The sequence below is a fragment of the Aliihoeflea aestuarii genome, assembly GCF_024105665.1.
Taxonomy (GTDB): domain Bacteria; phylum Pseudomonadota; class Alphaproteobacteria; order Rhizobiales; family Rhizobiaceae; genus Aliihoeflea; species Aliihoeflea aestuarii.
Window position 1 is genome coordinate 90,731 of record NZ_JAAAMK010000005.1, and the last position, 20,514, is coordinate 111,244.

The 20,514-nt window shown below is 62.6% G+C and carries 20 protein-coding genes and 2 riboswitches; of the genes, 5 read left to right on the top strand and 15 right to left on the bottom strand.

The genetic code is table 11. The features are described from left to right. Positions 1 to 18: 18 nt before the first annotated feature. Complete coding sequence (locus tag GTW25_RS12300; RefSeq protein WP_252912423.1) at positions 19 to 846, bottom strand: phosphogluconate dehydrogenase C-terminal domain-containing protein; 828 nt, start codon at positions 844 to 846, stop codon at positions 19 to 21. Positions 847 to 1,099: 253 nt separating this feature from the next. Between GTW25_RS12300 and nanR the strand changes: the two genes are divergently transcribed. Together nanR and GTW25_RS12310 are read left to right on the top strand one after the other, a co-directional pair. Further along, positions 1,100 to 1,864, top strand: coding sequence for a transcriptional regulator NanR (gene nanR, locus GTW25_RS12305; RefSeq protein WP_252912425.1), 765 nt, complete (start codon positions 1,100 to 1,102; stop codon positions 1,862 to 1,864). Between the two features lie 60 nt (positions 1,865 to 1,924). Continuing rightward, complete coding sequence (locus tag GTW25_RS12310) at positions 1,925 to 3,196, top strand: ribulose-bisphosphate carboxylase large subunit family protein (RefSeq protein WP_252912426.1); 1,272 nt, start codon at positions 1,925 to 1,927, stop codon at positions 3,194 to 3,196. 39 nt (positions 3,197 to 3,235) lie between these two features. Here the strand turns inward: GTW25_RS12310 and GTW25_RS12315 are convergent, their stop codons facing one another. The 3 genes from GTW25_RS12315 to GTW25_RS12325 are packed head-to-tail and all read right to left on the bottom strand — an operon-like array spanning position 3,236 to position 6,024. Next, entirely contained in the window at positions 3,236 to 4,504 is a 1,269-nt protein-coding gene (locus tag GTW25_RS12315; protein WP_252912427.1) for a TRAP transporter large permease, read from the bottom strand. A gap of 4 nt (positions 4,505 to 4,508) precedes the next feature. After that, entirely contained in the window at positions 4,509 to 5,030 is a 522-nt protein-coding gene (locus GTW25_RS12320; protein WP_252912428.1) for a TRAP transporter small permease, read from the bottom strand. 28 nt (positions 5,031 to 5,058) lie between these two features. Next, positions 5,059 to 6,024 (bottom strand): TRAP transporter substrate-binding protein, encoded by a 966-nt coding sequence (locus GTW25_RS12325; RefSeq protein ID WP_252912429.1) that lies wholly within the window; start codon positions 6,022 to 6,024, stop codon positions 5,059 to 5,061. 222 nt (positions 6,025 to 6,246) lie between these two features. On the opposite strand from GTW25_RS12325, the gene GTW25_RS12330 reads away from it, so the two are divergent. From GTW25_RS12330 to thiD, 3 genes are all read left to right on the top strand, one after another. Continuing rightward, positions 6,247 to 7,092, top strand: coding sequence for a phosphogluconate dehydrogenase C-terminal domain-containing protein (locus tag GTW25_RS12330; protein ID WP_252912430.1), 846 nt, complete (start codon positions 6,247 to 6,249; stop codon positions 7,090 to 7,092). 4 nt (positions 7,093 to 7,096) lie between these two features. After that, entirely contained in the window at positions 7,097 to 7,951 is an 855-nt protein-coding gene (locus tag GTW25_RS12335; RefSeq protein WP_252912431.1) for a sugar phosphate isomerase/epimerase family protein, read from the top strand. A gap of 69 nt (positions 7,952 to 8,020) precedes the next feature. Continuing rightward, a riboswitch (TPP riboswitch) is annotated at positions 8,021 to 8,137 on the top strand. A 31-nt stretch (positions 8,138 to 8,168) separates the two neighbouring features. Next, complete coding sequence (thiD, locus tag GTW25_RS12340) at positions 8,169 to 8,972, top strand: bifunctional hydroxymethylpyrimidine kinase/phosphomethylpyrimidine kinase (RefSeq protein ID WP_252912432.1); 804 nt, start codon at positions 8,169 to 8,171, stop codon at positions 8,970 to 8,972. Here the strand turns inward: thiD and GTW25_RS12345 are convergent. The 11 genes from GTW25_RS12345 to GTW25_RS12395 all read right to left on the bottom strand — a co-directional run bounded on the left by GTW25_RS12345 (position 8,963) and on the right by GTW25_RS12395 (position 20,163). After that, positions 8,963 to 9,574 (bottom strand): thiamine phosphate synthase, encoded by a 612-nt coding sequence (locus GTW25_RS12345; protein WP_252912433.1) that lies wholly within the window; start codon positions 9,572 to 9,574, stop codon positions 8,963 to 8,965. The genes thiD and GTW25_RS12345 overlap by 10 nt on opposite strands. Continuing rightward, positions 9,571 to 10,344: a thiazole synthase gene (locus GTW25_RS12350; protein WP_252912434.1), complete on the bottom strand. Its 774-nt coding sequence runs from the start codon at positions 10,342 to 10,344 to the stop codon at positions 9,571 to 9,573. Before GTW25_RS12350 ends, GTW25_RS12345 begins: the two co-directional genes overlap by 4 nt. 2 nt (positions 10,345 to 10,346) lie before the next feature. Further along, positions 10,347 to 10,547 (bottom strand): sulfur carrier protein ThiS, encoded by a 201-nt coding sequence (gene thiS / locus GTW25_RS12355; RefSeq protein ID WP_252912435.1) that lies wholly within the window; start codon positions 10,545 to 10,547, stop codon positions 10,347 to 10,349. After that, positions 10,544 to 11,500, bottom strand: coding sequence for a glycine oxidase ThiO (gene thiO, locus GTW25_RS12360; protein ID WP_252912436.1), 957 nt, complete (start codon positions 11,498 to 11,500; stop codon positions 10,544 to 10,546). The genes thiS and thiO overlap by 4 nt, the downstream gene beginning before the upstream one ends. A gap of 2 nt (positions 11,501 to 11,502) precedes the next feature. Further along, positions 11,503 to 13,317 carry a phosphomethylpyrimidine synthase ThiC gene (gene thiC, locus GTW25_RS12365; protein WP_252912437.1) on the bottom strand — a complete coding sequence of 605 codons (1,815 nt, stop codon included), beginning with the start codon at positions 13,315 to 13,317 and terminating at the stop codon, positions 11,503 to 11,505. An 84-nt stretch (positions 13,318 to 13,401) separates the two neighbouring features. Beyond that, a riboswitch (TPP riboswitch) is annotated at positions 13,402 to 13,520 on the bottom strand. Between the two features lie 53 nt (positions 13,521 to 13,573). Beyond that, complete coding sequence (locus GTW25_RS12370; RefSeq protein WP_252912438.1) at positions 13,574 to 15,385, bottom strand: AMP-dependent synthetase/ligase; 1,812 nt, start codon at positions 15,383 to 15,385, stop codon at positions 13,574 to 13,576. Between the two features lie 8 nt (positions 15,386 to 15,393). After that, entirely contained in the window at positions 15,394 to 16,203 is an 810-nt protein-coding gene (locus GTW25_RS12375) for an ABC transporter ATP-binding protein (RefSeq protein ID WP_252912439.1), read from the bottom strand. Positions 16,204 to 16,208: 5 nt separating this feature from the next. Further along, on the bottom strand, positions 16,209 to 17,387 hold the full coding sequence (locus tag GTW25_RS12380) for an ABC transporter substrate-binding protein (RefSeq protein ID WP_252912440.1): 1,179 nt from the start codon (positions 17,385 to 17,387) through the stop codon (positions 16,209 to 16,211). A 22-nt stretch (positions 17,388 to 17,409) separates the two neighbouring features. Beyond that, positions 17,410 to 18,453, bottom strand: coding sequence for a branched-chain amino acid ABC transporter permease (locus tag GTW25_RS12385; protein ID WP_252912441.1), 1,044 nt, complete (start codon positions 18,451 to 18,453; stop codon positions 17,410 to 17,412). Between the two features lies 1 nt (position 18,454). Next, positions 18,455 to 19,336, bottom strand: a complete 882-nt coding sequence (locus GTW25_RS12390) for a branched-chain amino acid ABC transporter permease (RefSeq protein WP_252912442.1) — start codon at positions 19,334 to 19,336, stop codon at positions 18,455 to 18,457. Continuing rightward, the gene (locus GTW25_RS12395; protein WP_252912560.1) at positions 19,333 to 20,163 is read right to left on the bottom strand and encodes an ABC transporter ATP-binding protein; all 831 of its coding nucleotides are present in this window, start codon (positions 20,161 to 20,163) and stop codon (positions 19,333 to 19,335) included. The genes GTW25_RS12390 and GTW25_RS12395 overlap by 4 nt, the downstream gene beginning before the upstream one ends. Positions 20,164 to 20,514 lie beyond the last annotated feature (351 nt).

Below are 20,514 nucleotides of genomic sequence, written 5' to 3' on the forward strand. Positions count from 1 at the left end.
TGCTTGCGGGCCGTGCGATCAGGTGATGCGCCGGATGCTTTCGGCCAGTTCGTCCGGTTCGAAGATGCGCTTCCAGTCGTCTCGCATCAAGATCGGCTTGCCGAACTCGATCGCCTTGTTGCAGGCATCGGAAAAGACCCCCGGCGTTTCCTCGAAAATGACCGCGCCAAGCACGTTCATGTGGCCGAGCAGGAAATCGCGCGCGGCTTCTTTCGGCACGCCGCGCGCGACCACCTCGTCCATTGCCTCACGCATGACGTCGAGAAGGCTGGCGCACAATGTTTCCGAAAGGCCCGGTTCGAGGATTGCAAGCTGCTCGACGGTGATGCGATGCGAGCGCATGACCGGTGCCCAGATGATCTTGGCGACCTCCTCACCAAGCGCATAGGCTTCCTCCGGTCCCTGCATCAGGGCGCTGACGATATGCTGCTTGGCCGCGACGCCGCCGAAGAAGTCGCGCTTGGCTTCCACGCTGGTTTCGTCGTTGAAGATCGGCGGATGACAGGGATGGGTGACGAAATAGGTGATGTCGTCACGCTTGGGCAGATGGCCGGCGAAAGGAGCGGCGGCATCGAGTATGACCAGCATCGTGCCGGGCGACACGTCGTCCAGAATAGCGTTCGCGACCTTTCCGATGGCGGTGTCCGGGACGGCGAGAACGACGATCCCGGCGCCGGGAACGGCTTCGCCGGCCGACATGCTGTCCAGTCCGAGACCTGATTTCAGGCGTTCCTTGCCCGCTTCGCTGACCTCGACGCAGCGCAGCGTAAAGCGCGACTCCTTGAGCTTGCCCGCAAGACGATACCCCATCTTGCCGCCGGCACCGATGAGCGCGATTGCTGTCATGTCAATGTCTCTTTCATTGTCGAGCGTCTGTAGGATTGGTGCGCTGCCAGCGGCGACCTCGTCCCGTAAACGCAACCTCCCGATATCACCGCTGATCCTGCGCTCCAGGAAAACGCATGACTCAAAGGCATAATCGACGTTATGTCATCATATAAGTTGTGTCAATCAAGTCACACGGAGGTCGACTGGCATTACGATTGCGATCATGCCGTGCCTTCATTAGAAGGAAGAAAGCAGCAAAGGGAGAACCGCCATGGAGCCGGTGCAGAAGCGCAAGCTTTACGAGGATGTTCTCGATCGCCTCATCACCGCCATATCGACGGCCGAATTCCCGCCAGGCTCGCAACTGCCCTCGGAGCGGGAGCTGATGAACATGATCGGCGTCGGTCGCCCGTCGATCCGCGAAGCCATGCTGTCATTGCAGCAGATGGGCCTGATCAAAATCTCGCATGGCGAGCGCGCGCGGGTGATCAATCCGACGCCCGACGTCATCGTCGGCCAGATATCGGCGGCGATGATCATGCTGCTGGCGACCAGCCCGCGCGGCCTCGAAGAACTCAAGGAGGCGAGGCTCTGGCTCGAGACCGGACTGGTGCGCATGGCGACGCGCAACGCCACCGCGAAGGATCTGGAGAAGCTGGGTGAATCGCTGAGGGAATTGCAGGAAGCGCGCGGCGATCATCAGCGCTTCGTCACTGCGGACATGGCCTTCCACGGGCTGATCGCGGATATGAGCGGCAATTCGCTCGTCGCGGCCGTGACCAAGGGCATGCTGCATTGGTTATCGCGCTTCAAGCGCGAGCTCGTGTCGGTCCGAGGCGCCGAAAGGCTGACGATTTCCGAGCACGAGAAGATATACAAGGCGATCGTCGGCGGGGACGGCGAGGCGGCCAGTTCCATCATGGGCGAGCACATCACGCGCGGCAACCGGCTCTACTGGCAGCTTGCGGGAAGCAATGACGGCACCGCCGATATTCCGCTGGCGTCTGGCCGCGGCGTGGACGCGGATGCAAACTGATATGATGACATGAAAACTCCTATGTGGTAGCGCCATTGCACATGCAGGGAGGATCGCCACATGTCGGATCGTATCAGCGCAACTTACGTCATCGAGACGGCCTATCCGCTGGGCGCTGCAGCCGCCGCGATGGCGGGCGAGCAGTCCAGCGGGACCTTTCGCGCCGTACCGGGTGAAACGCCTGAACTCCTCGCCCGATATGGCGCCAGGGTCGAGTCCATCGAGGATTTCGGCGAGGTGGCTGCCGGGCCGTCCCTGCCAAATTCCCGGCCTCCCAAAGGCTCTGGCGACAGCGCTCGCACCCGAAAGGCGCGGGTGACGCTTTCGTGGAATCTCGAAAACACGGGAACGATCCTGTCGAGCGTCTGGTCGACCGTGCTGGGCAATCTTTTCGAGCTGCATCACTTTTCGGCATTGAAGCTCGTCGACCTGATCCTTCCAGACGCGTTCGCCAATGCCTATCCCGGTCCCGCTTTTGCGGTAGACGGTACACGCCGCCTTGCCGGCGTCCATGGCCGGCCGATCGTCGGCACCATCATCAAACCCAGTGTCGGCCTGACGCCAACTGCCACCGCCGAGATGGCCGACCGGATGATCTCGGCCGGGCTGGACTTCCTGAAGGATGACGAACTCATGGGGGATCCGCCCCATTCTCCATTCGACGAGCGGTTCGAAGCGGTGATGCGTGTCATCGACCGGCATGCCGAACGCACCGGCCGAAAGGCCATGTATGCGGTCAACATCTCGGGCGATTACGATGCCATGCGGCGCCAACTCGACACGGTCGAGCGGCGAGGCGGCACCTGCGCCATGCTCGTGCTGAATTCCGTGGGGCTGGCCGGCGTTGCTGCCGTGCGCCGCCATTCCTCGGTCGCACTGCATGGACATCGGGCCGGATGGGGCATGTTCGACCGCTCGCCCCATCTGGGAATGAGCTATATCGCCTATCAGAAATTCTGGCGGCTGGCGGGTGTCGATCATCTGCACGTCAACGGCCTCGCCAACAAGTTCTGCGAACCCGACGACAGCGTCGTCGCCTCCGCACGCGCCTGCCTGACGCCGATGTTCGAGCGCTCCGATCGTCCCGATATCGTCATGCCGGTGTTCTCCTCCGGACAGTCGGCCGTGCAGGCTGGCGACACCTATCGCCAACTTGGTAGCGACGATCTGATCTTCTGCGCGGGAGGCGGCATCGTCGCCCATCCCGACGGCATGGAAGCGGGCGTTCGCTCGATACACGAGGCGTTCGAGGCGGCGAGGGCGGGCGTGCCCGCTTGCGAGCATGCCCGCAACCATCCCGCATTGGCGCGGGCGCTGGAAGCGTTCGGCTGAAATTTCGCCCGGCCGGAAGACCGGCCGGGCTTGTTCAAGCTACATGCGCGACGGCAGCCAGGTTGCGATCCCCGGAAAGAAGACGATCGCCAGAAGCAGGGCCAGAAGGCCGCCTATGAAGGGCAGTACGGCGCGTGATCCTAGCAGGATCTGGCACCTCGCGATGCCGCAGGCCACGAACAGGCTGGCGCCGACAGGCGGCGTGATGAGCCCGATTCCAAGGCCGAGCACCGTAACGATGCCGAACTGCATCGGATCGATGCCGACCTGCTGCGTGATCGGCCACAGGATCGGCACGAAGATGATGATGGCCGCGCCGAGATCGAGAACCATTCCTCCGATCAGGTAGATCGCGACGATGAGGAGAAGCAGCATCTGCGGATCGCTTGTGATCGTCAGCATGAAGGCGGCCGCCTGCTGCGGCAGTTGCTCGCGCGTGATGATCAATCCGTAGAGCGTCGCGCCGGCGATCAGCATCATGACGATGCCCGTGGTGATGGCTGCGTCGGAGATGATGGAGGGCAGGTCGCGCAACCTGATCGAGCGGTAGACGACCAGTCCGACGAACAGCGCATAGAGCACTGCCAGAACGGACGCTTCCGTCGGTGTCGCGATGCCGTAGCGGATGGAGCCGATGATGACGACGGGCAGGAACAGACCCCACAAGCTTGCGCGCAACGCCTTCAATATTGTCTTTCGCGACGGCGTATCTCCGCGCGGATAATTGTTGCGTATGGCCATCAGCCACACCACGACGAGCAGCACGACGGCCACCAGAAGTCCGGGTATGAGGCCGGCGACGAACAACCGGCTGACCGAAACGCCGGTGACCACGCCGAAGATGATCAGCGGCACCGAGGGCGGAATCAGGATCGAGATCAGCGAGCCGGACGCCACGACGGCGGCCGCGAATGCGGGGGAATAGCCCTTGCGCACCATTTCCGGGATGACTGCGCCGCCGATCGAGGACGCTTCGGCGACGGCCGATCCGGTCATGCCGCCCATCAGCGTGCCGGCGCCGATGCTGGCATGCGCAAGTCCGCCGCGCAGCCAGCCGAGGACGGCGTTCGCAAGGTTCATGATGTCGCGGGCGATGCCGCTGCGCGCCATCAGATGGCCTGCCAGCAGAAAGAAGGGAACCGCCAGCAGGATGAAGCTGTCGATCGCCGCCGTCATCCGTTGACCGACAAGCATCGGCGGGATGTCGCCGTAAAGGATCGCCGCCAGCGAGGCGATCATCAGTGCGAAGGAAATCGGAACGTTCAGGATGAGAAGCAGCAGAAAGCCGCAGATAAGAACCACAGCCATGGCTTCAGGCTCCTGACAGATTGTGGGATTGGTCGGGATCGACGGCGTCGGGTTTTCTGCCGGTGCACCAGGTGACGAGAATGTCGAGCACGATCAGAAAGGCCATGGCGCTATAGGCCATGTAGACAAGTCCCATCGGAATGTTGAGGACCGGCGACGGCTGGTTCCACGCAAGTCGGATCAGGCCGGCATTGGTGTAAAACGTATAGGCGCAGAACGTGAGGACGATCGCCTCGACGATCGATCGCGAGATGCGGGTGATGCGGCCCCCTTCCGGATCGATATGGAAGACCGCATCGAGCGCGATATGCGCCCGATGCTTCCAGGCGAGCCATCCAGCCAGGAATGCCACCCATACGAAGAGCGTGCGGGCGAGTTCCTCAGACCAGCTTAGCGGCTGGTTCAGAGCGTAGCGCGCGAACACCTGGGTCAGGCAGGCCATCGTCATTCCCAAGACGCCGAGAATGAGGAGCGCCAACGCCACTCTTTCCACGGCGCCGAAGCCGATGCGTACGAAGCGGGCCATCAGATGGTCTCTCCGGCCGGACCGGCGATCACTCGGTTGCCTGCGCGGCGATATTGTCTAGCATCTCCGCAGAGATGTTCTGCTGGCCCGCCGCGAAGTCGCGCAGTGCATCGCGGAAGGGCGACGTATCGACCTCGACGATTGTCATGCCGTTTTCCTCAAGCTTGGCGAGGTTCTCGCTTTCGAGCTCGGCCGAACGCTCTCTTTGATAGGTCGTCGCCTCGACGGCTGCTTCGCTCAAAACGGCCTGCTGCTCGGGCGACAGCCCGTCCCAGCTCATCTTGCTGAACAGCGCGACATGCGGGCCGTAGACATGCCCTGTCAGCATGAGGTGGCTTTGCACTTCCCACAGCGAGTTGGTGTAGATGATCGTGATGGGATTTTCCTGGGCGTCGATGACGCCTTGGCCGAGGCTTGTGAAGACCTCCCCCCACACCATCGGAATCGGTGCGGCGCCGAGTTCGGTGAAGGCGGCGATATGAACCGGATTCTGCATGGTGCGCAGCTTCATCCCGTTGAGCTCATCGGGCTGTGACACGCTCTTCTTGGCGGTGAGGTGACGCCAGCCATTCTCCCACCATGCAAGGCCATGGATGCCGCGCGACTCGAAGGATGACAGAAGATCCTGTCCGATTTCGCCGTCCAGAACGCGGTACACATGCTCGGAATTTTCGAACAGGAACGGAAGATCGACGACAGCCAGTTCAGGCGCGAAGGCAAGCAATGGGCCGGTCGAGACGACCGTCATGTCGAGAGAGCCGAACTGAAGCCCCTCAACCATCTCGCGTTCCTCGCCAAGCTGCCGGTCGGGATAGATTTCGACCTTTATCTCGCCGCCGGTCTTCTCGTCGACCAGCTCGGCGAACCGGACAAGGGCGAGGTGGGTCGGATGGCCCGTCTGTGTGCCGTGACCGGCCTTGAGCACGGTCTGCGATAGCGCTGGCTGGATCAGCGCGGCCGAAACGATGGCTGCGGCAAAAAGCGATTTCAACATGTTCGAGGAACCTCCCGGTTGTGCGTGCGACCGTTCCGGCCCCAAGCTGGTCTCGGCCTCCCTGCCGATGCCGCATCGTTATCACTTCATTATACCACTGTAAACGTACTGCGTAGCGGCAATCGCCGTTACAAAAGGCATTGCCTGCTTGCGAGCGGAGCGTTTCGCGCCTATAGGCAATCATCTGGTATGATGACTATGGGCTAATCTGGGAGGAATGACATGGCTTTGTCCGTTGCCGTTTTGGGCTCCGGGGGCAAGATGGGCTTTCGCGTGACACGCAAGCTCGTTGATGCCGGTTACGATGTTCGCGCGGTGGAAATCGGTGAGGCCGGCCGACAGCGCCTCGCGGAAGCGGGCCTGAGCGCCATTGGCGCCGAAGAGGGCGTGAAGGACGCGCGGGTGGTGGTCATGGCCTTGCCCGACAATGTCATCGGCAAGGTTGCCTCTGAAATCTCCGCGCATCTTGCGCCGGGCACCATGCTTCTGATCCTGGATGCCGCCGCCCCCTACGCCGACGACCTTCCCAAGGACCGGCCGGATCTGACCTATTTCGTGGGACACCCATGCCATCCGCCGCTCTTCAACGATGAAACGGAGTGGGATGCGCGTCGTGATTATCATGGCGGCATCGCGCGGCAATCGATCGTCTGTGCGCTGATGCAGGGACCGGAGGAGCATTACGCGATCGGCGAGGAAATTTGCCGCGCCATGTGGAGCCCCATCATCAATGCCTACCGCATCTCCGTCGAGCAGCTTGCAATCCTGGAACCCGGCCTGTCGGAAATGATCGCCATGCCGTTCGTGGACACGATGGTCGAGGCCGTCGACGAATGCGAGAAGAAATACGGCATTCCGCGGGAAGCGGCGCTCGACTTCCTGATCGGCCATCTCAATGTCGAGATCGCCATGTGGTTTGGTTATTCGCCCAAGGTTCCGTCCGATGCCGCGCTGCGGCTGATGCGGTTCGCGAAAAGCGTCGTCGTCCAGCCCGAATGGCGCGAGGCGCTCTCCCCGGCAAAGGTCAAGGAAGCATCCGAACTGATCGTCTACGGCAAGGGCGCATGATCCGATGACGCGTGTCGTCTCGCTGTCGACCGTCCTCTTTGACGGTTATCCGATGGAGCAGGCGGTGGAGGAGACCGCGCGGGCGGGATATTCATATATCGAGCCAGCCTATATCCAGGGCTATCTCGATTTCGACGAAACGGCTTTTTCTCCTGAAGAGGCTCGTGTTCTGCGCCGGCAGGCGGAGGGCTCGAGACTTCGGGTCCATTCGGTATCGGCGCATATGGACCTGTCATTGCCAAGCGCCGAAGCGATGTTGCGCCGGCGGGTAAACTTCGCTGCCGAGCTGGGCGCAAGCTGCCTTACCACCAATGCCGGTCCGGCAGCACGCGGCGACACGGTCATCCGCACGCTGAATGCCGTTGCGAAGGATTGCGAGAGTTCGCAGATCGTCATCGGGCTGGAAAATCCCGGTCACGGCAGCGGGGATCTGCTTGGCGACGGCGCAGCAGGCGCTGATTTCATGCGGCGGCTGGATCGTGCGCATGTTCGGCTGAACTACGATGCGGCAAACGTATTCACCTATAGCCAGGAAACCAGACGGCCTGAAAACGACGTCGAATTCGCCCTGCCGTGGCTGGTCGGAGTCCACCTCAAGGATGTTGCAAGTGTCGGCGTGAACTGGTGTTTCAAGGCTCTCGGCGAAGGGCAAATAGCGAATGGAGCAATCATCGCCCGACTGCCGCTGGAAATTCCCTTGACGATCGAACTGCCTCTGCGGCTTGCGCGTCTACGAAGAAGCAATCCTTCCCGGCAGGCTCAGCCCCTGGCCATCCCGGAGCTTCGTGCCGCATCGGTGCAGTCTCTGGCATTCGTGAAAGCTGCGCTCGGCAAAGAGGCCAGCGCGCCACGATCCTGACAGGCGGTCGAATGCCAATGATTGAGGTACGTCAAAGCGCTCGCCACTGAATTTTTCGCATGCTACGGTTTGTGAACCGAGGGGTGTCCCGCAAGGGGCTGAGATATTGCTGGCCGATCGGCAGCGCAGTGACCCTTTGAACCTGATCCGGATCATGCCGGCGAAGGGACGGGTAGCTGCCTCGATCCTTTTGCCGGCCTCGCGAAAGAGGCCGAAAATGCAAAAATCCCCGCCCAATGTGCTCACCATCGCCGGCACGGATCCGACAGGCGGCGCGGGCATTCAGGCCGATATCAAGACCTTCAGCGCCATGGGCGCCTATGCGATGTCCGTGGTGACGGCCGTCGTCGCGCAGAACACGCAAGGAGTGCGCGCATTCGTGGCACTCGAACCAGAATTCGTCGCCGCGCAGATCGATGCCGTCTTCGAGGATGTGCGCGTCGATGCGGTGAAGATCGGGATGGTCGCCAATGCGGCGATCGCTCGCGCCATCGCCGAGCGTCTGCGCCACCATGGGGCGCGCAATATCGTGCTCGACCCGGTCATGGTCGCCAAGAGCGGCGATCATCTGCTCGCGCCCGAAGCGGTGTCGGCCGTGCGGGACGTGCTGGTGCCCTTGTCAGATGTCATCACGCCCAATCTGCCGGAAGCCGGTGTGCTGCTCGGCATCGAACCGGACTGGTCGCTCCATGAGATGCGACGGCAGGTCGGCAATCTGCATGCGCTCGGGCCTCGCTTCGTGCTACTCAAGGGCGGCCATGCCGGCGGCGAGACTAGCGTCGATCTCCTGTATTCGGGCGAAGCGAGCGTGGAACTTTCCGCACCGCGGATCGCGACGAATAACGATCACGGCACCGGCTGCACCTTATCGGCGGCGATCGCTGCGCTTCTGCCATCATGCGAAGTCGAGCAGGCGGTACGGCAGGCGAAGGACTATCTGCAAGGCGCGCTTGCCGCTGCCGACCGTCTCGATGTCGGCCACGGACACGGACCGCTTCACCATTTTCATCGTCAGTGGTGACGCCATTTCTCCGTCGCCGCGATCCATTCGCGCGTGCGCGCCTCGGGATCGGCGTTAAGCGTGATGTCGGTGACGACGGCGGCGCTATCCGCGCCGTTTTCGAACACACCCGGAAGGCGCTCGGGATTGAGGCCGCCGATGGCGACGAGGGGGAGGTCGCCGATCCGATCGCGCCATGATGCCAGGCGCGCCGGTCCCTGCGGTTTCCATTTCATCTTCTTCAAAATGGTCGGGTAGATGGGGCCGAGCGCGACATAGTCTGGTTCTGCGGCAAGCGCAGCGTCGAGTTCCGCGCTGTCATGGGAAGACACGCCGAGTCTGATGCCGGTGCTGGCGATTGCCGCGCGGTCGGCATGGCCAAGATCTTCCTGACCCAGATGGACGAAGTCGCATCCTTCCTCGATGGCCAGTTTCCAATAGTCGTTGACGACAAGGGTGCAGCCGTGGCGTTCGCAGACCGCTTTCGCCGACCGGATTTCGCGGCGGAGCGTCGCCTCGTCGGCGTCCTTGATACGAAGCTGGACAAGCTTCACGCCAAGCGGGACGAGCCGCGCGATCCAGTCGGCACTGTCGACGATGAGATAGAACGGGTCGAGCTTCACGAGAACACCGCCTTTCCGATCACGGGCGTCGAGGGAACCGCCATGTCGCGCGGCTCCAGAAGGCCGGCGGAGAAACCTGCCCGGCCGGCCTCCACGGCATCGGCGAAGGCGCCGGCCATGGCAATTGGATCGCCGGCATTGGCGACCGCCGTGTTGAGAAGGACCGCGTCGTAGCCGAGTTCCATGACCGCGGCCGCGTGCGATGGGCGGCCGAGCCCCGCATCGACGATCAGCGGCGTGTCGGGAAAGTGCGCGCGCATGGCGCGCAAGGCGGCCAGGTTGACCGGTCCCATGGCCGAGCCGATCGGCGCGCACCATGGCATCAACACCTTGCACCCGGCCTCGACCAGACGCTCGGCGACGACGAGGTCGTCGGTCGTGTAGGGAAAGACCTCGAAGCCCTCATCGCTCAGGATGCGTGCGGCGTTCACCAGTTCGAAAACGTCCGGCTGGAGCGTGTCGTGGTGACCGATCACCTCCAGTTTTATCCAGTCGGTCCCGAAGATTTCGCGCGCCATCTGCGCGGTCGTGACGGCCTCCTTGGCGCTGTGGCAGCCGGCCGTATTGGGCAGGATTCGTACGTTGAGCGCGGAAATCAGTTCGAGAAACGAACCACCCGCCTTGCCGCCCGCGCTTTCGCGGCGCAGCGAGACGGTCACGATATCCGTACGCGACGCGCGCACCGCCTCGCCGAGCACTTTTGGCGAAGGATAGCGCGCAGTGCCCAGAAGCAGGCGCGATGTGATTTCGACGCCGTAGAGATCGAGCATGGTCAGCCTCCCTGCATGGGCGAAAGGATTTCCACGCGGTCGCCATCGGCAAGCGCACAGGCGTCCCGATCCGGCCGGCGCACGATCTCGCCGTTGACGGCGGTTGCGATCCAGCTTCCTTCATAGTCGAGAAGGCCCAGAAGCGCGTCGAGTGTCGCAGCTTCCACCGCCTTTTCCTCGCCGTTGACGATGATTTTTCTCATGCGGGAACCCTTTCCAGAAGCGACACGGCCTCCTGCGCCATTGCGGGCGCGAGCAGGAAGCCGTGGCGGTAAAAGCCGTTGACGTGGATCGCATCGCCGATGCGGACGACGCGCGGAAGATTGTCGTCGAAGGCCGGGCGCACGCCTGCACCGGTCTCGATCACGCGCGCCTCGCCGAACGAGGGGTGCAGCGCGTAGGCAGCGTTGAGCAGTTCCATCAGCGAGCGTGCCGAGATGGCGCCGCCCTCATTCGCCTCGATCATGGTGGCGCCGACCATGAAACGATGATCGGCACGCGGCACGACATAGATCGGATGGCGTGGATGCAGGAGCCGGACGGGCCGCGAAAGGCCGATCTCGCTCGTTTGCAGATAGAGCATCTCGCCGCGCACGCCGCGCAGGCCCCGCACCGTTCCGATGGCGGCCGGACCCGTGCAGTCGAACATGGCGTCGAAGTCTTTGCCGGAAGATGTGCCTAAGCGAAAATGCACGCCGTCTTTCACCAACTGCGCGTGAAGCGCAACGAGGGCCTTGCGCGGGTCGAGATGCGCTTCCTCGCGGAAGAACAGCGCCTTGCGGAACCGTCCAGCCAGTGCGGGCTCGAGCGCGGCGATACCTTCTTCGTCCAGCCACTCATGACCCGCCGTGCGGGCGGCGAAGCGCGTCAATTCGCCCGTATCGCGCGGCGGCGCGACGACGAGCGTTCCGTCGCGGTTGACCTGGCCGGGAAGTGCAGCCTCCCACCACTCGGCCGCCGCGCGGCCGAGCCGCGTCACGGCTTCGGGCGCGCTTTCGCCTTCGCAGAAGGGCGCGAGCATGCCGCCGGCAAGACCCGATGCACCGGCACCAGCTCTCGCGGTGCGATCGACGATCTCGACCGCATGGCCGTGCCGTCGCAATTCGAATGCAACGGTGAGCCCGGCGACGCCGGCGCCCCTGACAAGCGCGCGCATGGTCACTCTCCGGCCAGACGCGTCTCGAACGGCATGTAGAGATCGCCGCCTTCGCGATATTTCTGCGCCATATCCGCCATGCCCGCCTCGGCGCGTGCGGCATCGCGGATGTCGTGACTGATCTTCATGGAGCAGAATTTCGGCCCGCACATGGAGCAGAAATGCGCGACCTTGTGCGCTTCCTTCGGCAAGGTTTCGTCGTGGAAGGAGCGCGCCGTATCGGGGTCGAGCGAGAGGTTGAACTGGTCCTCCCAGCGGAATTCGAAGCGCGCGCGGGACAGCGCATCGTCCCGCAGTTTCGCCGCCGGGTGGCCCTTGGCGAGGTCGGCGGCGTGGGCGGCGATCTTGTAGGTGATGACGCCGGTCTTCACGTCGTCGCGGTCGGGCAGGCCCAGATGCTCCTTGGGCGTGACGTAGCAGAGCATGGCCGTGCCGAACCAGCCGATCATGGCCGCGCCGATGCCGCTCGTGATGTGGTCGTAGCCCGGCGCGATGTCGGTCGTCAGCGGCCCGAGCGTATAGAAGGGCGCTTCGCCGCAGACTTCGAGCTGCTTGTCCATGTTCTCCTTGATCTTGTGCATCGGCACATGGCCGGGTCCTTCGATCATCACCTGGCAATCATGCTTCCAGGCGATTTGCGTCAGCTCGCCCAGCGTCTCCAATTCGGCGAACTGGGCGGCGTCGTTGGCGTCGGCGATGGAGCCGGGGCGCAAGCCGTCGCCGAGCGAGAAGGATACGTCATAGGCGCGTGCGATTTCGCAGATCTCCTCGAAATGCTCGTAGAGGAAGCTTTCGCGATGATGGTGCAGGCACCACTTCGCCATGATCGAGCCGCCCCGCGACACGATCCCGGTGACGCGGTCGACGGTGAGCGGGATATGGGCGAGGCGCACGCCCGCATGAATGGTGAAATAGTCGACGCCCTGCTCGGCCTGCTCGATCAGCGTGTCGCGAAACACGTCCCAGGTCAGGTCTTCTGCGACGCCGCCGACCTTTTCCAGCGCCTGATAGATCGGCACCGTGCCGATCGGGACGGGCGCGTTGCGGATGATCCAGTCGCGGATATTGTGGATGTTGCGCCCGGTCGACAGGTCCATCACCGTATCCGCGCCCCAGCGGATCGCCCAGACCATCTTCTCCACCTCCTCGGCCATGGACGAGGTGACGGCGGAATTGCCGATATTGGCGTTGATCTTGACCAGGAAATTGCGGCCGATCGCCATCGGCTCCAACTCGGGATGGTTGATGTTGGCCGGGATGATCGCGCGGCCGCGAGCCACTTCTTCGCGTACGAATTCGGGCGTGACGAAATCGGGAATGGCGGCGCCGAAGCTCTCGCCGTCCCGCGTCAGCTTCTCGCGCATCGCCTTGCGGCCGAGATTTTCGCGAATGGCGACGAATTCCATTTCGGGCGTGACGATGCCCGCGCGGGCATAGGCGATCTGGCTGACCGCCTTGCCGGCCTTCGCGCGCACCGGGCGATGGCGCAGCGGGAACTCCGGCGTCAGCCGCTCCTTCGAGACGAAACCGTTGTCTGCGGGCTGGACGTGACGGCCCTCATAGGCCTCGACGTCGCCGCGTGCGGCGATCCAGCCTTCGCGCAATCGGGGGAGTCCGCGCTCGATGGCGATGTCGTCCGCGGCCGTGTAGGGACCGGAGGAATCATAGACCGTCACCGGCGGCTCGCCCGCGCTCGGATGCACCGCGATCTGGCGCATCGGCACGCGAATATCGGGATGAAGCGCGCCCGGCTTGAAGATTTTGGTCGAGGCCGGCAACGGGCCGGTCGTGACTTTCGGGGCAGAAACAGATGTCATGTCAGGCTCCTCGCTTGGCAGCAACGGAGACCCAGCTCTGACGGGATGGAGGAAGAGTGCCTGAACGAAACGAGGTCGCAACGACCGAAGGCATCCGCACCTTCCCTACGCCAGTGTGAACTGGATCAGGTTCAACGGGTCACTGCGCTGCCTTCAGGCCAGCAGTATCTCAGCCCCTTGTCGGGACCCCCCTGGTGAAACCTGAGGATGCCGACAGATGCGGACGGAGTCAAATAAGAGATTGCGAAATCTTCTCTCAAGCCGCCGAGTAGAGCCGATCAATGTCCGCGGCGTATTTAGCCTGCACGTTCGCGCGCCGCACTTTCATCGTGGCGGTCACCTCGTCGTCGTCGTGGTCCAGCTCTTTTGTGAGCAGGTGGAAGCGGCGGATATGGGAGACCTGCGCGAGTTGCGCATTCGACGCGGAGATTTCACCGTCGATCAGGTCGCGCACTGCCGCGTTTTCCGCCAGATTGCGGAAGTTGGTGTAGACGATCCGGTGTTCTTCCGCCCATTTTCCGACCGTTTCATAGTCGATCTGGATGAGTGCGGACACGTATTTGCGCGCTTCGCCGATGACGATGCATTCTTTGATATAAGGGCTGCCCTTGACCGTGTTTTCGATTTCGGACGGGCTGAGATTTTTTCCGCCGGCCGTGATCATGATGTCCTTGAGGCGGTCGACGATTTTGAACTGGTCCCGTTCCATGGACACGACGTCGCCGGTGTGCAGCCAGCCGTCGCGAAGCGCGGTTCGCGTCGCCTCCTCGTTCTTGTAGTAGCCGGAAAAGACGGTATCGCCGCGCAGGATGAGTTCGCCCATTTCACCGATCCGGGCGTCGATGTTGAAAACCGCCGGTCCGACATAGCCCGGCACCAGTTCGCCCGGCCTCTGGCCGAGCGCCACGCCGCTTGTTTCCGTCATGCCGTAGACTTCGACGAGCGGGATGCCGATCGTGCGGAAGAAGCGGACGATGCGTGGAGAGATCGGGGCCGCGCCGGTCATCGCGACTTTGGCGCGGCGCAGCCCGATGTAATTTTGCAGCGCCCGGAATACGAGAAGATAGCACAGCGCGAAGCGCAGCTTTTGCGCAGGCGTGCGTTCGACATTCGGGGTTTCGGCGAAGGGTTCGCAGCCTTCATAGGCCCAGTCGAAAAGGCGGCGGCGCAGTCCGCCCGCCTCCAGCATGCGCACATAGATCGACGAGTGGAGCTTTTCCCAGATGCGCGGCACACCAAGGAACATGGTCGGCGCGACCTCGCGCAGGTCTTCCTGAACGGTGCGGATGGATTCGCCGAAATTGATCTGCGATCCAAGATAGATCGGCGCCATTACCGTGGTCATCTGCTCGGCCACATGACAAAGCGGCAGATAGGACAAATGCGTCACGTCAGGCGTCAGGCCAAGCCGTTCGCGCACGGCCACCGCCTGCGCGCGAAGATTGCCGTAGGTCAGCATCGCTCCCTTCGGCTTGCCCGTCGAACCGGACGTGTAGATCATCAGCGCGACATCCGGGAGGGTTTGCTGCGCCAGAACCTCATCGATCAGCGAGGGATGTTCCCTTGCATGCGCGGCGCCTTCGCGTTCCAGATGCGCGAAAGCGACCACAAGGTCTTTGGGATAATTGCGCATACCCTTCGTCTCGACGACGACGATGCGCCGCAGCCGCGGAAGCTGCGCCTTTACTTCGATGACCTTGTCGACCTGCTCCTGGTCTTCACACACGATGATCTCGGCATCGGAATGCTCCAGAACGTAGGCGACCTCGTTGGCGGGGCTCGTCGGATAGACGCCGATCGTCACCGCGCCGAAGAGGCCGGCGCCGAGCTGCGACAGAACCCATTCGATCCGGTTTTCCGAAAGGATCGCGACGTGTCCGCCCTGCGAAAGCCCGAGCGTGCGAAATCCGTGGCCGACATTGGCGGATCGCTCGTAATAGCCAGCCCAGTCGACCGCGTTCCAGATGCCGAAATCCTTCTGGCGCGCGGCGATGCGCGACGGCGTTCTGACGGCGTGGTCGCGCAACATCTGCGGGAGGGTCAATTCGGGAAAGTCGGGCTGCGCCATCACATTCCTCACGAAAGCCAGCGCTTGCGGCGCTTGTAGTGCTTTACATCGCGATAGCTGCGGCTCGTCTCGCCGCCAGCCATGCCGAGATAGAATTCGCGAACGTCCTGATCCTTGACGAGGCGATCGGTCGGGCCGTCGAGGACGATCTTGCCCGTCTCCATGATGTATCCGTAGTGAGCCACGGCAAAGGCGACCGCCGCGTTCTGCTCGACGAGAAGCATGGAAACACCCGTTTCCCGATTGATGCGGGCAATGATGCCGAAAATCTCCTCGACGAGGATCGGGGAAAGCCCGAGCGAAGGTTCGTCGAGCAGGATCAGCTTGGGCTGCGCGATCAGTGCTCGGCCAATCGCCAGCATCTGCTGTTCGCCGCCCGACAGATAGCCGGCACGCCCCGTCCGCCTTTCGTAAAGGCGCGGAAAGTAGCCATAGACGAGATCGAACGAAGTCGGCTTCACGCCCCGGCCCGACAGGGCGAAGGTTGCCGCCGTCAGGTTTTCCTCGACGGTCAGATCCTCGAAGATTCGCCGTCCTTCCATGACGTGAAAAAGCCCACGCCGCACGAGGCCGTGCGGCGTGTCGTCGGCCACCTTGCGACCGTCGAAGCCGATGGAGCCGGCGGTGACGGCACCGTTTTCCAACTCAAGGAGCCCGGAGATCGCCTTGAGCGTCGTCGATTTTCCGGCGCCGTTGGAACCAAGCAGGGTAACGACCTTGCCGCGTTCGACCGACAGCGAAAGGCCGCGAAGCACCTGGATCGTCTTGTTATAGACGACCTCGATGTTTTCGACGGAGAGAATGGTGTCCGCGGCCACGCGACCTACTCCTGAACGTTGATCCAGTCCGAAACCGCTTCCATGCGTTGTTCTGCGGCGTCGTACTGGTAGATGCGGCCGACGGGCACCGTGTTGCCCGGCACCGAAATGGGAACGCCGACGATGCCGCCGGTGTCGAAATCCTCGATCGAGTTCAGCGCCTTCTTCATGTTGTCGGCCGTCAGTTCCTCGCCCGCTTCGAGCGTGCGCTTGACCGATTCCGTCATCAGCATCGCCGTCAGGAAACCCTGCATATAGCCGGTTGCCTGATAGTCCGGGCGCATCTGGCGAATGCGCTCAAGCATCGGCGCTTCCTCTTCGTCGTAGTAGTAGCGGTAGGGCATCACGCCCATGAAACCGTCCGCCGCATCGCCCACATCGGCCCAAAGGCTGGAATCCATCGACCAGAACGTGCCCATGAATTTCGTTTCGAGACCGAGTTGCTTGGCCTGCGTCATGAACTCGGGCAGCGGCGCCAGCACGTAGCCGTGGAAGATGGTGTAGTCGGGCTGGGCACGGCGCAGCTTGAGCACCTCCGTGGAAACGTCAACGGCCCCCGGCGGCGTGATAATCTGCTCGACGACTTCCAGACCGAGCTCCTGCGCGCGCGCGGTCGAGGACTCGATCGGATCGCGGCCGAACTCGGTATCGGAATTGACGAAGACGAGCTTTGCGCCCGGCGTCTCCTGCGCGATGTATTCGAGCAGGATCGAATACATCTCGGTGTAATCGGGTCCGGCGATGAACTGGTTGGAAAAGTTCTCCGGATCGTTGATCTCGGTCGCGAAGGACGCTCCCGCCATCATGATGTCGCCGCGCCGCTCGAGTTCCGGATTGATGGTGCGCGAGAAGCCGGTGGAATCGCCGTAATAGAGACGGATGTTCGGGTTCTGGCTGGTCAGCTTGTTGAACACGGCGACCGACTGATCGACCTGATAGCCGGTATCCTCATAGGCAAGGCGGACCTGACGACCGTCGATGCCGCCTTCCTCGTTGACGATTTTCAGATAGTCCTGAATGCCGGCCTCGATGGCGACGCCGGCAAAGGCGAAGACACCCGTCAGCGGGATCGATCCGCCGATGACGATCTCGTCGTCACCTTGCGCGAATGCAGGCTGCGCGGCGAACAGGGCGGATGACGCGGCCAGCGCCATGAAAATCCTCTTGGTGATTCCCGACTTCATATTCTCCTCCACGAGTTCGGGTTTAAGTCTTGAATGGCCAGAGATGGAAGAAACGCCGGACCCTCTGGATGATCTCGGCGATACCTTGCGGTTCGAAGACGAGGAAAAGCATGATGAGCGCTCCGAATGCGATGGTGCGGATCGGCGACAAAAGGGCGCCCGCATTCGACACATAGGGTGAGGCAAGTTCGACGCCGAAGCGAAGGATTTCGGGCACCAGCGTCATGAAAGTCGCTCCCACGATCCCGCCGAGGATCGAACCCATACCGCCGACGATGATGGCAGCAAGGAAGAAGATCGATTCGACGATCGTGAAGCTCTCCGGGCCGACGGCGCGGAAAAAATACGCCCACATGCCGCCTGCGACGCCGGCGTAGAAGGACGAGACGGCAAAGCTCATCAGCTTGTAGCGCAGGAGCGGTATTCCGAGCACTTCGGCCGAAATGTCGCGATCGCGGATGGCGATGAAAGCCCGGCCGATCCTCGTGCGAAACAGGTTCGCGGCACCCACCACCATCAGGACGGTGATCGGCACGAACGCCCAATAGAGCTGGAAATAGGTCGTCAGCGACGTTCCGAAAAAGTTTGCCGGCCGCACCGCCAACCCGCGCGCTCCTCCGGTCACCGAACTCCAGTTCAGGAAAACGAATTGCAGGATGATCGATGCACCGATGGTCGCAATGGCAAGGTACAGGCCCTTCACCCGCAGGGACGGTATGCCGACCAGGATGCCGACGAAGGCGGCGACGAGACCGCCGGCCAGAATGTTGACGAGAAAGGGCATGCCGGTTTTCTGCGACAGCCATGCGACGGTATATGCGCCGACCGCCATGAAAGCGCCCTGTCCGAGGCTGACGAGACCCGTGTAGCCGGTCAGAATGTTGAGCCCGGTCGCGCTCGCCACGTTGATCGCGACGAGGCAGGCGAGATAGAGCCAGTAATTGTTCAGGACGAACGGTGCGGCGACGAGCACCAGTGCGAAAAGGCCGAGCCAGGCCCATTGCGTGCGGGTGCGCAGCAGCGCCTCATCGGCCAGATAGGTTTCGTTTGCGGTGGCGATGCGCATGTCAGAGCCGCTCGATCTCGGTTGTACCGAACAGGCCGTAAGGCCGCACCATCAGCATGACGATCAGAATGATGAAGGTGGAGACGAGCTTGTATTCGCCGCCGAGATAGGTGCCGGCCCAGGCCTCCACGAGGCCGATGAGAAGGCCGGCGACAAGCGCGCCCATGACCGAATCCAGGCCGCCGACGATGACGACGACAAGCGCCGACAGTCCGAAAGCACCCATCACCGGAGAGATGCCGCCGATCGCGCCGAGCAGGATGCCTGCACCGGCGGCCGTCGCGCAACCGATGATCCAGGCCGCGGAGAAAACGCCGGGAACGTTGATGCCGCAGGAATAGGCGGCCGCCTGGTCGGTGGCGGTCGCGCGCAACGCTACGCCGCCGCGCCAGTAGCGGAACAACAGAAGGAAGATGGCGATGACGAGCGACGCGACGACGAACGCAATCGCGATCTTGCGGGATATGTAAAGCTGGCCGATGAAAACCGGAGCGGTTCCGGTAAAATCGGGCAGGGTGCGCGGATTGGTGCCCCACACGAATTCGACGAGGCCGACCAGAACCGATCCGAGCCCCACCGTCACCATGAACACCGATATCGCGCTTTCGCCGAGCATGCGCCGGATAACGCCGCGCTCGACGATCGCACCGATCAGGCCGCCGCCCGCAATCGCCAGCGGCAGCGCGACCCAGGGCGACAGACTCATGCCCGCCGCCAGTGCGAAAAAGAAATAGCCGCCCATCATCAGGATTTCGCTGACAGCCAGGTTGATGACGCGGGTCGCCTTGTAGATCAGAACGAAGGCAAGCGCGGTCAGCGAAAGCAGTGCGCCAGACCCGAGGCCGGCGAGGGACACTTCCAGAAAGAAGAGGAAGTCGCTCATGCCGCCTCCGCTCCGCCCGATGTCCCGGCTGCAAGTCGCTTCATCAAGGCCGCAGGGTCGCCCGATCCGAGATAGGCCGCGACGACGTTCGGATCCTGCTGGACTTCGCCGGGCAGGCCCCGCGCGATCACCTGTCCGAAGTTCAGAACGACGACATGGTCCGAAATGTCCATCACCATGCCCATGTCATGCTCGACCATCAGGATCGTCGTGCCCCATTCCTCTTTCACATCGAGAATGAAGCGCGCCATGTCCTCGGTTTCCTCCCGGTTCATGCCGGCGACCGGTTCGTCGAGAAGCAGGATGCGCGGGCGCATGGCCAGGGCCCGGGCAAGCTCGACCCGTTTTTGCAATCCGTAAGACAATGCGGCGACCGGCATGTGCCGGATGTGGTTGATCTCGAGGAAGTCGATGATGTCGCGTTCCACCTCCGCCCGCAGGTCCATCTCTTCACGCGCGGCCGTGCCGAAATAGGCGAGAGCCTGAAAGATGTTCGTCTTCATGTGCGCGTGACGGCCGAGCTTGATATTGTCGAGCACGGTCATGCCGCGAAAGAGCGCGATGTTCTGGAAGGTGCGCGCGAAACCCATCTTCGCGCGCAGCGGCGGATGGGTCCGGGTGACGTCTTCGCCGTCGAAGCGGATCGCGCCGTGCTGCGGCTTGTAGAACCCGGAGATGCAGTTGAACATCGACGTCTTGCCGGCGCCGTTGGGGCCGATCAGCGCCGTGATCGTGCCCGGCTTCACGTCGAACGAGACGTCGTTGATTGCCTTCAACCCGCCGAAGGACAGCGATAACCCGTCAATTTCGAGGCGTGCCGGCGTCATCGGCGCGCGCACGCCGTCCTCCCATAATTCCGTCTGCACCGATTTGTCATTCGGGCTCCTCCCCTTTTATTCACGGCATCCGGCGTGTCTTCCTCCCGCGCCGTTGCCGCCTCGACCTTGGCGGCAGGCGAACTCACCTCCCTCGAAGCGTCTCCCACCGTCTCATTGATGGCACAGGATCGGGCGATAGGAATCTTCGTCCGTCGCGTCCTCCACGGCGGTCCGACACCACTGGTCCGATCCAAGTAATGCTTTGTCCGACAAAGTGAATTTGTCCAACATTATTGTCAATGGCGCCGAGTTGCAGTCATCGCGGGATTTTAACCAGGCGCGATGGTCAAAGACGGCAGA

Coding starts and splice junctions, on each gene's coding strand:
- GTW25_RS12300 (WP_252912423.1), bottom strand. CDS start 846: ATGACAGCAATCGCGCTCATCGGTGCCGGCGGCAAGATGGGGTATCGT.
- nanR (WP_252912425.1), top strand. CDS start 1,100: ATGGAGCCGGTGCAGAAGCGCAAGCTTTACGAGGATGTTCTCGATCGC.
- GTW25_RS12310 (WP_252912426.1), top strand. CDS start 1,925: ATGTCGGATCGTATCAGCGCAACTTACGTCATCGAGACGGCCTATCCG.
- GTW25_RS12315 (WP_252912427.1), bottom strand. CDS start 4,504: ATGGCTGTGGTTCTTATCTGCGGCTTTCTGCTGCTTCTCATCCTGAAC.
- GTW25_RS12320 (WP_252912428.1), bottom strand. CDS start 5,030: ATGGCCCGCTTCGTACGCATCGGCTTCGGCGCCGTGGAAAGAGTGGCG.
- GTW25_RS12325 (WP_252912429.1), bottom strand. CDS start 6,024: ATGTTGAAATCGCTTTTTGCCGCAGCCATCGTTTCGGCCGCGCTGATC.
- GTW25_RS12330 (WP_252912430.1), top strand. CDS start 6,247: ATGGCTTTGTCCGTTGCCGTTTTGGGCTCCGGGGGCAAGATGGGCTTT.
- GTW25_RS12335 (WP_252912431.1), top strand. CDS start 7,097: ATGACGCGTGTCGTCTCGCTGTCGACCGTCCTCTTTGACGGTTATCCG.
- thiD (WP_252912432.1), top strand. CDS start 8,169: ATGCAAAAATCCCCGCCCAATGTGCTCACCATCGCCGGCACGGATCCG.
- GTW25_RS12350 (WP_252912434.1), bottom strand. CDS start 10,344: ATGCTCGATCTCTACGGCGTCGAAATCACATCGCGCCTGCTTCTGGGC.
- thiS (WP_252912435.1), bottom strand. CDS start 10,547: ATGAGAAAAATCATCGTCAACGGCGAGGAAAAGGCGGTGGAAGCTGCG.
- thiO (WP_252912436.1), bottom strand. CDS start 11,500: ATGCGCGCGCTTGTCAGGGGCGCCGGCGTCGCCGGGCTCACCGTTGCA.
- thiC (WP_252912437.1), bottom strand. CDS start 13,317: ATGACATCTGTTTCTGCCCCGAAAGTCACGACCGGCCCGTTGCCGGCC.
- GTW25_RS12370 (WP_252912438.1), bottom strand. CDS start 15,385: ATGGCGCAGCCCGACTTTCCCGAATTGACCCTCCCGCAGATGTTGCGC.
- GTW25_RS12380 (WP_252912440.1), bottom strand. CDS start 17,387: ATGAAGTCGGGAATCACCAAGAGGATTTTCATGGCGCTGGCCGCGTCA.
- GTW25_RS12385 (WP_252912441.1), bottom strand. CDS start 18,453: ATGCGCATCGCCACCGCAAACGAAACCTATCTGGCCGATGAGGCGCTG.
- GTW25_RS12390 (WP_252912442.1), bottom strand. CDS start 19,336: ATGAGCGACTTCCTCTTCTTTCTGGAAGTGTCCCTCGCCGGCCTCGGG.
- GTW25_RS12395 (WP_252912560.1), bottom strand. CDS start 20,163: ATGACGCCGGCACGCCTCGAAATTGACGGGTTATCGCTGTCCTTCGGC.